Here is a 10308-nt window from a genome sequence, read left to right on the forward strand (position 1 = left end):
AAGCCGATGGCCGACTGGGACATCATCGCCAAGAGCGTGTTCGACCGCCTCGTCGGCCTCGCCATGCTGGTGGCGCTCAGCCCGGTGATGCTCGGCGTGGCCTTGGCCGTCGCCCTCACCTCGCCCGGTCCGGTCCTGTTCCGGCAGAAGCGCTACGGCTTCAACAACGAGGCCATCGAGGTCTACAAGTTCCGCTCGATGTACAACGACAAGGCCGACGTCGCCGCGAGCCGGCAGGTGACCCGGGGCGACCCGCGGGTGACGCCGGTGGGCCGCTTCATCCGCCGGACGTCCCTGGACGAGTTGCCGCAGCTGTTCAACGTGATCAAGGGCGAGTTGTCCCTCGTCGGGNCCGCGGGTGACGCCGGTGGGCCGCTTCATCCGCCGGACGTCCCTGGACGAGTTGCCGCAGCTGTTCAACGTGATCAAGGGCGAGTTGTCCCTCGTCGGGCCGCGGCCCCACGCCCTGCAGGGTCACGTCTCGAACACGCTCTACGATCAGGTGGTGGACGGTTATTTCGCCCGCCACAAGGTCAAGCCGGGGATCACCGGCTGGGCGCAGGTCAACGGCTGGCGTGGCGAGCGACACCAGCGACAAGATCCAGCGCAGGGTCGAACACGACCTGCACTATATCGAAAACTGGTCGGTCCTGTTCGACATCAAGATCATGCTCGCGACACCGATGTCTTTGATCAGCACCAAAAATGCTTATTGAGCCCACCGTTCGACACAAATAGATCCACCATTTCCGGCATCGCGTAAGCCGGCAACAACCAATCTTCAGCCTCACCTGAACCGATCACCATTGGTGAAACTCAAGTGATAGGCCGTCCGGCAACGCGCTTACTCAAGCAGCGTTAAGAGCTTCTTCAAAGGAAGCAGGCCTATTCATTGTTCATGGCGCTCCTGTCCGACCTGCTCGTCCCCTTCGCAATGGCCATCGGAATCCCGCTCCTGATCGTGGGTGCGCCCGAGGCCGGCCGCCCCGTTTTGGTAATCGCTCCGCCCTGGTCGAACGCCATCCGGCTCCTCGAACTCATCAGAGAGGCAGACGGCCGCGTGCTGCGCGAGGCCGGGATGGCCGGGATGGCGGTTGCCGTGTCGGAGCACGCGGACTTCCCGCAGCGCCTGCGCGCGGCCGGGGCCTGGGTCGTCGTCAACGCCAGCAGCGTCTCGGGTTGTCCGACGACGCGTGAACCCTTCGGTAATGCCCCATGACGCTGCACCCGGTTCCACCACGGGCCTCCACACTGGACAAGATCCGGACCACGTCCGGCAAGACGATCGTGGCGCTCCTTTGGGTCAATGTCGCCCTCGTCATCGGGCTCAACGCGTGGCAAGGCACCCTGCCGAACGCGGCGGCGGCGGGGGCCGCCCTCGCCCTCGCGCTTCCGCCGACCATTCTGAGCACGCGCAGCCTCATCGGGGCACGAACCCGGATCGCTTCCAGCATGGCGCTCGCCGGCCTCGTCGCGGTTCTCGTGGCGATCCTCCACCGCGAGGGCGGCGGGCGCTCGCTCCAGCTCGACGTGCACATGTACTTCTTCGCCTGCCTCGCCATCGTCGCCGCCTGGCTCGATTGGAAGGCCCTGGTGGCCTACGCCGCCGTCGTCGCCGTGCACCATCTCGGGCTCTCCCTGATCGTGCCGAGCTTCGTCTTCCCGGATGGCGCGGGGATCGACCGGGTCCTCCTCCATGCCGTCATCCTGATCGCCCAGACCGGTGTCCTCGTCTGGCTGGTGGCGAGCCTCCAGGCCGGGGCCGCAGCGAGCGATGCCCTGCAGCAGAGCGTGGCCGACCGGGACGCCGCCGAGACCCTGAAGGCTCGGGCCATGGCTCAAATCGAGGCCAGGGTCGAGGCCGAGCGGGCCCGGATGCTCGCCGTCGAGGCTCAGGTCCAGGCGTTCCAGGGGATAGTGGGCCGTACCGTGGGGACCATCGGCCAGACCCTCGGAAGCATGGAGGGCAGCGCTGGCCGCCTCATGCGGTTCGCCCAGGAGACGACGCACACCACGGACGGCGCGACGGCGAGTTCGCGGCACGCCGGTCGCAACATCCATCAGATCGCGCAGACCTGCCTCGGTCTCACGGCGGCGGCCAACGAGATCGCCGGGCACCTCGCGGCCACCGACACCGTCACCCGTGCCGCCGCCGACGAGGCGCGCCAGACCGGCGAGACCATCGGCGCTCTCACCGTCTCCGTCGAGCGGATCGGCTCGGTGATCACGGCGATCCGGCAGGTGGCCGAGCAGACAAACCTGCTCGCCCTGAACGCCACCATCGAGGCCGCGCGCGCCGGCCCGGCCGGCCGGGGCTTCGCCGTGGTCGCGGCGGAGGTGAAGACGCTGGCCGGCCAGACCGCCCGGGCGACGGAAGAGATCGCGACCCAGATCCGCGACGTCGAGGGAGCGACGCAGACCTCCATCGCCTTCATGCGCGGCTTCGCGGCGCGGATCGCCGATGTCGAACGCACGACTTCGGCGATGTTCGAGGCCATCGAGCGCCAGCGCGCGGCGACGCGGGCCATGGACGCCAATGTCGGTGCCGCCGTAGAGGACGCGCAATCGGCCACCACCCAGGTGACCGCCGTCGCGGCCGCCCTCGGAACGACCACGGCCGTGGCCGACGAGGTCCAGACCTCGACACGGGCCGTGCGCGATCAGGTCGTCCTTCTGGAAGATGTAACGGCCGCGTTTCTCCGCGACCTTCACGCCGAATCGACCCAGGCGGCCTGATCCACACCCCCTCGCAATCAAGCGCCTTCAGGCCTTCCATCAGAAACTCGGGGTCGGCCGGTCGAGGACCCGGCGGCCCATGAGACTGGCGGCGAGATCCGACATGAGCAGGGCGGTGCGGCCGCGCTCGTCGAGGAACGGGTTGAGTTCGACGAGATCGAGGCCGCGCACGAGGCCACTGTCGTGCAGCATCTCCATGGCGAGATGCGCCTCGCGGAACGTGGCGCCGCCCGGCACCGTGGTGCCCACCCCCGGCGCGATGCCGGGCTCGAGGAAATCGACGTCGAGGCTCACGTGCAGGAGACCGCCGGCGCCCGACACCCGGTCGAGAAAACCCGCCAGCAGCACGCCGATGCCGTTCTCGTCGATGGCGCGCATGTCGTGGACGCGGATGCCCGCCGTGGCCAGCGCCGCGCGCTCCGCCGGATCGACGCTGCGCAGGCCGATCATGCAGACGTGGCGCGGATCGACGGGTGCGCCCAGCGGCGGCAGGTAACCTTCGAAGCCCGAAGCCCCCGTGGCGTAGGCCATGGGCACCCCGTGGAGGTTGCCGCTCGTGGTGGTGTCGAGGGTATGCAGGTCGGGGTGAGCGTCGAGCCACAGCACGAAGAGCGGGCGTCCTTCGCGGGCCGCCCGCCGGCTCATGCCCGCGACGGTCCCCGCCGACAGGCTGTGGTCGCCGCCGAGAAAGATCGGCACCCCCGCGCCCGCTGCGTCGTCGGCGGCCCCCGTGAGGGCGGCGGTCCAGGCTGCGACCTCGGCGAGACCGTGGACGGCCGGGTTGGGGTGGCACGGGACGGAGACGGGCGAGGGCGCGAGATTGCCGCGATCCTCGACGGCGAGGCCGAGGGCGGCGAGCGCAGGCCCGAGGCCGGCCGCCCGGTAGGCGCTCGGTCCCATATCGCAGCCGAGACGCCTTGTGCCCGCCTGCACGGGCGCGCCGATGAGGATGCAGCGTCGGCTGTCCATGGGTCTGATCGCCTTCCCGTTCCGGTCCCGCATGGAGCCGCGAGGTGACGATCCGAAGACGGTTCGCGGCTGCCGGGAGGTGTTGGGGACGGGATCTGCAAAACCGGTGCCCGGCCTCGCGAGGGATCCCGACGCGCAGCACGGCCAGTCGCTTCCCGGTCGTGGGCCGGGGGAACGTTGGCCCGATGGCGCAATCCTGCTTAGGTGCAGACGAAGCCCAGGTGGGGACGGAGCCTGGGTCCCGTTCGACACCACGGCCGCACCGTGCTCCCCTGGCGCCACCGCCGCACGGGAAGGCTGGACGGGAAGCGGTCGGTGTGAACCATCGCAGGATCGTTCCGACCCAAGGTGAGCGCGCCATGCATCTCCTCATCGTCGACGACCACCCGCTGTTTCGCGAGGCCTTGGCCAGCACGCTCGCCCTCGCCTATCCGGGGGCGGTGCTCCACGAGGCGGACGGGATTGCCGGCGCCTGCGCCACCCTGGGGCGCGAGCGAGCCATCGAGCTCGTTCTCCTCGACCTGTCGATGCAGGGCGTGCAGGGTTTCGACGGCCTCGCCACCATCCGGGCGCAGTTCGTCCGCGTGCCGATCCTCGTGGTGTCGGGCCTCGACGATCCGCGCATCATGCGCGACGCCATCCATCACGGCGCGGCCGGCTTCGTCCCCAAGGCGGTGGACAAGGCGACCCTCACGCGGGCGATCGCGGACGTCCTGGCGGGCGGCCTCTCCCTGCCGCCCGCCCTGGCCGGCGCCGCGAATCGGCCCGAGCGGACGCAACTCGCAGAGCGCGTCGCCCGGCTCACGCCCCAGCAGATGCGAGTGCTCGGCATGATCCGCCAGGGCAAGCTCAACAAGCAGATCGCCCACGCCCTCCAGGTCGGCGATTCCACCGTGAAGGCGCATGTCACGGAGATCCTGCGCAAGCTCGAAGTGGGCAGCCGGACCCAGATCGTCATCGAGACGGCCGGGCTCGATTTCGACCATATCCGGACACGGTCCTGAAGTCCGGCCGGGGGCCGCCCGCGCAGGGCGCGTCACGCCTGCGGATCGGCGGCCCACCCGCAAGCGTGGTCATGTGCCCACCTTCATTCGCCCTCCAGACGCGCCAGGCGGCGGCCGAGCTCGAACAGGAGCGTATCGGTCAGGGTGCGCAGAAGCGGATCGGCAATCCGGTCCACGGATTCCCGCAGTTGGATGGCGTGATCGACGGCGCGGTAGACGAGCTCGACCTCGAGATCCGGGATGTCCTGATCGGAACGGGCGCGAAGGGGCATTTCGTGGGGGAAGGTCGGCATCGTGGTACTCTGGCAACAGACGGGAAAGGGCGTTGTGGCGATCCGCTCACGGCATCGGGCGGCGGGAGGACCGCGCGGCTGGCCGCGGACTGTCGGGGGCGGGCATCCGCAGCACCGATCCGGGCAGGCCGAACACCCGTCGACAGGTGGCCACAGTCTCCGGGGTCAGGCGTGCGTAGATCGGTAGCAGGAGCGAATCGCCGTAGGGGCAGGGCAGGGCGAGGGGCTCCACGTCCCAGCCCATCTCCATGAGGCGCGTCACCAGCACCGGGTGGGTCTGGACCAGGAGCCCTTCGAGGCCGAAATGTTCGGCGGCCTCGGCCACGGCGGTGAAGGAGGCACCCGAGACGGCATCCACGCCCTTGGCGCTTTCGCGCTTGGCCGGAGCCACGGCGCAGCGCGTCCATTCGTAGATGCGCGGCCCCGACGGCGCCGACGCGCCCTTGAGGAGTTCCGGATAAAGGTGGGTCTGCAGGTGCGGTCGGGTGGTGGGCAACAGGCGCGAGTAGGAGACGATGACTTCGCTCGCCTGACCGGCCGTCTGTTGACCGGCCAATTCTTGATCGGTCGTTTGTCGGCCGACCGGTTCTTGGCCGACGACGTGCAGGCAGTCAGGCCCGTCGAACTGGTCGCGCTCGCGGCCGTCCGGCTTGCGGCAGGCCTCCCACTTGAGGTGATCGACGAAAAAATCGTGCCGGAAGCGATAGATCCGATCCATGAGGACGGGATTCCGCGCCTCGACGTCGCCGCTCAGAACCTTCAACATGCCCGATCTCCCTGCGATGCAGGGAGTTCTGGCCAAGCTTGGGTCGATCAGGCATCCGTAGATCTACGGAGGATCGCGGCGACTGGAATCAGCTTATGATGCCCCGCCGCAAGGCTTCGGCGACGCTCTGGACGCGACTGGCTGCGTTGAGCTTGCGCGCCGCGGCCGCGAGGTGATGCTCCACCGTGCGTGCGGAGATCGACAGGATCACGGAGGTCTCCCAGGCGGTCTTGCCGGCGGCGGCCCATTTCAGGCACTCGACCTCTCGGTCGGTCAGCCCCGCGAAAGCCCGATCCGCCGCATCGTCGTCCTGCATCCGGCGCGCGATCGCCTTGGCCCGGGACATGGCGTAGATCGCCACGAGGTGCAGGCCGGCGCGGGCATCATCCGACAGCCGCACCTGCGTACCGCCGAAGCTGACCCCGGCCTCGCCGCCGTCGAGTTCGTGGAAGGGGACGCAGAAGCCCTCCCTGAGGCCGTACTCCCGTGCCTCGTTCATCACGGTGAGGCCGTGCCCGTCGCCACGGGTCGCCGCCTCCTGCCACAGGAACGGCTCCGTCGTCGCCCGGATGTAGCGGATAACCGGGTCCCGATGGAGGTGGTTCCGCTCCTGGTAACGCTGCGCCCAGCCGACCGGCCAGCCCGAAATCAGCGAACAGTCGGACAGGTTCTCGTTCGGTGACTGCGGCAGGCCGCCGATGAGGAACGCGTCGTAGCCGAAGATCGCCCCCGTGCGGCGCAACTCCGCATAGACTGCCCGCTGAGTCCCCGCCGATCGCAGCCGATGGATAATGTCGAACGCGGTCTGACGAACATCGTGCACAAGCGTTACTCGGCGAATTCCTCCTGCGATTGTAACAGGATCGATGGTTTGTGAAAGGTTGAAGGCGTGAGGTAGCCGCCCGACGCATCACCCGGTGGGTCGCACCGTGCCCGCGAAGGGCGCAGCCTCAAGCAGCCCGGCGTACGGCGGTCCGGCCCGGTTCCGGCGACCGGGGCAGATCGGCGATGAGACGCACGAGCTGATGCGCATGATAGGGCGTGCGCAGACAGGGTGCCCCCGCCACGATGGCGTCGGGCAGGGTGCGCGGCGAGCGCGTGGTGTAGATCACTCCGACGGCGGGATCGAGGCAGCGGGCGACGGCCCCGAGGGATACGCCCTCGACGGCGTCGCGCACGTCGGCATCGGTCACCAGGACATCGACCCGGCGCAGGACGGTCTGACTCAGGAGCAACGCTTCGACCTCGCCGGCCGTGCGGGCGCTGAGGACATCGTAGCCGGAGGCTTCCAGGCAACTCGTGGTGATCGAACGGGTCAACTCGTCGCCGGCCAGCAGCACGACGAGGGGCGGAAGGGACGCACGAGCCATGGCGATGATCCTGCCTGCCGATCCGGATGCGATGTGCAGCCGATCAAGAAACGATCCACCCAATCTGGCCGTCGAATCGTTAACGCCCTCTTAAACGTCCGGCTTATTCTGACAATCCGCGTCGTATTGCAGATTGGTACATTGCCTTTAATTTACGTAATCTGCTCACGAGACGACCACCGAACTGCCCAATAGAGAAGCGCAGTCGGATCGATGGTGGAAAACCGCTCATGGCGCGCAATGGGCACTTCGCTCCGGCCCCTGCGGATCTGTCGGCCGAAGCGATGCGGCGGCGGCCGGACATACGCCCTGCGATAGCCCCCTCCTTCGTGACTCCGGAATTCCGCCCCGCCCCCCTCAAGGCGGCGACGCCGCGCGAACGAGGGGAATCTTGCGCGCCGCGAAGCATCGCCCTCCCGTCCGAGGAAAGCCCGGTGCTGCCGGACAGAGAACCGATCGCGTGGTCGAACATGCGAATGGGAGAAGGCTGTTTTCCATCGGCGCCGCAAAAAGCCATTTGCTTCCTTTGACGCAGACCTATTACGAGCTGATACTTCAAATTGATCGAGAATGCGCCGCAAATATTTGTGGGTCGCATGATATTTCGACCAACTTTTCTGCTGCATCTCCAGCATTCGCGAAGTTCGTTGCTCCATGTCCGGCGCTCGGCGCCGGACGTATCCCCTTTTGAATGTGGATCCTCACATGAGCCTTCGACCACCTGCCGACGCGACGGATGCCCCGATCCGGTTCGCCTACTGGGTACCCAATGTCTCGGGCGGCCTCGTCATCAGCAAGATTCCCCAACGCACGAGCTGGGACGCGCCCTACAACCGGCGCCTGGCACAGATCGCCGAGGAAGCAGGGTTCGACTACGCCCTGACGCAGATCCGCTTCACCGCCGGTTACGGCGCTGAGTACCAGCACGAATCCGTGGCCTTCAGTCATGCGCTGCTCGCCGCCACCACGAAACTGAAGGTGATCGCCGCCCTGTTGCCGGGACCGTGGAACCCGACTCTGGCCGCCAAGCAGATCGCCACCATCAGCCAGTTGAGCGAGGGGCGCATCGCCATCAACGTGGTCTCGGGCTGGTTCTCTGGCGAGTTCCGCGCCATCGGCGAGCCGTGGCTCGACCACGACGAGCGCTATCGGCGCTCGGAAGAGTTCATTACGGCCCTGAGAGGAATCTGGACCCAGGACAACTACACCTTCCGGGGCGATTTCTATCGCTACACGAATTACACCCTGAAACCGAAACCCGCCGACCCGCAGCCGGAGATCTTCCAGGGTGGTTCGTCGAGGGCGGCGCGGGACATGGCGGCGCGGGTGTCCGATTGGTACTTCACCAACGGCAACACCCCCGAGGGCATCCGGGCCCAGGTCGACGACATCCAGGCGAAGGCGCGGGCCAACGGCCATTCCGTCAAGGTCGGCGTCAACGCCTTCGTCATCGCCCGCGACACGGAGGAGGAGGCCCGCGCCGTCCTCAAGGAGATCATCGACAACGCCGACCCGGAGGCGGTCAAGGCCTTCGGCCATGAAGCGAAGAACGCCGGCAAGGCTTCGCCGGAAGGGGAGGGGAACTGGGCGAAATCGAGCTTCGAGGACCTCGTCCAGTACAACGACGGCTTCAAGACCGACCTCATCGGTACGCCCGACCAGATCGCCGAGCGCATCGTCGCCCTGAAGGAGGCCGGCGTGGATCTGGCGCTGCTGGCCTTCCTGCATTTCCAGGAGGAGGTCGCGTATTTCGGTGCGCACATCATCCCACGGGTGCGGGCCCTGGAGGCGGAACGCGGGCGCCGGGCGGAAGCCGCCTGAATCGAACGACCGCCCTTCCGACATCCTCCGGAGAACAGCCATGAACATCGCCGTCAGCGCGAGTGCCATTGAGGCCAACCGCGTGCCCCAGGGAGTCCCCGGCCCCGAGAAGCCGTCGGAGCCCGCCCACATCGTCCGCGACGACGCCGAAGCACTCCGCGTCGCCCACGCCCTGGCGGACGCGTTCCGCACGGAGGCGGCCGAGCGCGACCGCACGGGGCGCCGGCCCTTCGCCGAGCTCGACGCCTTCTCGCAGAGCGGCCTGTGGTCGATCAACGTGCCCAAGGCCCATGGCGGGCCGGGCGTGTCCTACCGGACCCTCGCACAAGTGATCGCCATCGTCTCGGCGGCCGATCCCTCCATCGGGCAGATCGCCCAGAACCACCTCGGCATCGTCGCCGCAATCGACACCGTGTCGGACGACGCGCAGAAGGCCCTGCTGTTCGGCAAGGTGCTGGCCGGCACCCGCTTCGGCAACGCCTTCTCCGAGAGCGGCACGCCGAGGGCCGCCGACTTCAAGACCCATTTCGTCGATCACGGCGACCATGTCATCGTCCACGGTCGCAAGTTCTACGCGACGGGGGCGCTGCTCGCCCACCTCGTGCCCATCGTCGCTGTCGACGATCAGGGACGCCCCTGGTACGCCATCGCCGAGCGCAACGCGCCGGGCCTGTCCGTCATCGACGACTGGTCGAGCTTCGGCCAGCGCACCACGGCGAGCGGCACGGTGATCCTTGAGGGCGTGCGGGTGGAGAAGAGCCACCTCGTGCCGGCGTGGAAGGGCTACGAACGTCCGAGCGCCAACGGGGCGATCTTCCAGGTCATCCAGGCCGCCGTCGATGCCGGCATCGCCCGCGAGGCGCTGGCCGAGACCGTCGCGTTCGTGCGCACGAAATCGCGGCCCTGGATCGACAGCGGCCTGGAGCGGGCCTCGGACGATCCCCACACCATCGCCATCGTCGGCGACCTCACCATCCGCCTGCACGCGGCGGAAGCCCTCCTCGACCGGGCCGGCCTCGCCCTCGACGCGGCGGTGGCCGCCCCCGACGCCGGCAGCGTCGCGGCGGCACAGCTCGCCGTGGCGGAAGCGAAGGTGCTGACCACGGAGGTGGCGCTCGCGGCCACCAACACCCTGTTCGAACTCGCCGGCACCCGCTCGACCCTCGACGAGCACAACCTCGATCGGCACTGGCGCAACGCCCGCACCCACACCCTGCACGACCCGGTGCGCTGGAAATACGCCATCGTGGGCAACCACGCCCTCAACGGGGTCGCCCCCCCGTTCCACGCCTGGAGCTGAGACGGAGAGGGCCGCCCGCGCCCGAGCGGTGGACCCGCAGCGAATGCCA

General features: G+C 68.2%; 12 protein-coding genes and 1 pseudogene. 8 read left to right on the forward strand and 5 right to left on the reverse strand.

The window, feature by feature from the left end:
• From ASF25_RS22690 to ASF25_RS23900, 4 genes and pseudogenes are all read left to right on the forward strand, one after another.
• A partial coding sequence (locus ASF25_RS22690) for a sugar transferase (protein ID WP_210168825.1) occupies nt 1-351 on the forward strand: 351 nt, incomplete at both ends.
• Nucleotide 352: 1 nt separating this feature from the next.
• A pseudogene (locus ASF25_RS22695) lies at nt 353-716 on the forward strand (sugar transferase); the annotation flags it as partial.
• A gap of 182 nt (nt 717-898) precedes the next feature.
• Nucleotides 899-1219 (forward strand): hypothetical protein, encoded by a 321-nt coding sequence (locus tag ASF25_RS11490; protein WP_056171144.1) that lies wholly within the window; start codon nt 899-901, stop codon nt 1217-1219.
• A complete protein-coding gene (locus ASF25_RS23900; RefSeq protein WP_056304762.1) occupies nt 1216-2736 on the forward strand; it encodes a methyl-accepting chemotaxis protein in 1521 nt (506 codons plus the stop codon). The genes ASF25_RS11490 and ASF25_RS23900 overlap by 4 nt, the downstream gene beginning before the upstream one ends.
• 39 nt (nt 2737-2775) lie before the next feature.
• On the opposite strand, the gene rocF is transcribed toward ASF25_RS23900, so the two are convergent.
• A complete protein-coding gene (gene rocF, locus ASF25_RS11500) occupies nt 2776-3705 on the reverse strand; it encodes an arginase (RefSeq protein ID WP_056171150.1) in 930 nt (309 codons plus the stop codon).
• A 359-nt stretch (nt 3706-4064) separates the two neighbouring features.
• Between rocF and ASF25_RS11505 the strand changes: the two genes are divergently transcribed.
• Entirely contained in the window at nt 4065-4709 is a 645-nt protein-coding gene (locus ASF25_RS11505) for a response regulator transcription factor (protein WP_082502632.1), read from the forward strand.
• A gap of 83 nt (nt 4710-4792) precedes the next feature.
• Here ASF25_RS11505 and ASF25_RS11510 read toward each other — a convergent pair whose 3' ends face one another.
• The 4 genes from ASF25_RS11510 to ASF25_RS11525 form a co-directional block, all read right to left on the reverse strand.
• Entirely contained in the window at nt 4793-5002 is a 210-nt protein-coding gene (locus ASF25_RS11510; RefSeq protein WP_156368951.1) for a hypothetical protein, read from the reverse strand.
• Between the two features lie 46 nt (nt 5003-5048).
• The gene (locus ASF25_RS11515; protein ID WP_056265385.1) at nt 5049-5768 is read right to left on the reverse strand and encodes an acyl-homoserine-lactone synthase; all 720 of its coding nucleotides are present in this window, start codon (nt 5766-5768) and stop codon (nt 5049-5051) included.
• Between the two features lie 88 nt (nt 5769-5856).
• The gene (locus ASF25_RS11520) at nt 5857-6591 is read right to left on the reverse strand and encodes a LuxR family transcriptional regulator (RefSeq protein WP_056171160.1); all 735 of its coding nucleotides are present in this window, start codon (nt 6589-6591) and stop codon (nt 5857-5859) included.
• Nucleotides 6592-6718: 127 nt separating this feature from the next.
• Nucleotides 6719-7138 carry a hypothetical protein gene (locus tag ASF25_RS11525; RefSeq protein WP_056171163.1) on the reverse strand — a complete coding sequence of 140 codons (420 nt, stop codon included), beginning with the start codon at nt 7136-7138 and terminating at the stop codon, nt 6719-6721.
• A gap of 391 nt (nt 7139-7529) precedes the next feature.
• Here ASF25_RS11525 and ASF25_RS22700 point away from each other — a divergent pair, with 391 nt between their 5' ends.
• Genes ASF25_RS22700 through ASF25_RS11535 form a run of 3 tightly spaced genes read left to right on the forward strand, consistent with a single transcriptional unit; the run spans nt 7530 to nt 10259 of the window.
• Nucleotides 7530-7829, forward strand: coding sequence for a hypothetical protein (locus ASF25_RS22700; protein WP_156368952.1), 300 nt, complete (start codon nt 7530-7532; stop codon nt 7827-7829).
• A gap of 14 nt (nt 7830-7843) precedes the next feature.
• A complete protein-coding gene (gene sfnG, locus ASF25_RS11530; protein WP_056304766.1) occupies nt 7844-8959 on the forward strand; it encodes a dimethylsulfone monooxygenase SfnG in 1116 nt (371 codons plus the stop codon).
• A 40-nt stretch (nt 8960-8999) separates the two neighbouring features.
• Nucleotides 9000-10259 carry an SfnB family sulfur acquisition oxidoreductase gene (locus ASF25_RS11535; RefSeq protein ID WP_056304768.1) on the forward strand — a complete coding sequence of 420 codons (1260 nt, stop codon included), beginning with the start codon at nt 9000-9002 and terminating at the stop codon, nt 10257-10259.
• The last annotated feature ends 49 nt before the right edge of the window (nt 10260-10308 follow it).

It is taken from the genome of Methylobacterium sp. Leaf100, assembly GCF_001422845.1.
In the GTDB taxonomy this organism is placed as follows: domain Bacteria; phylum Pseudomonadota; class Alphaproteobacteria; order Rhizobiales; family Beijerinckiaceae; genus Methylobacterium.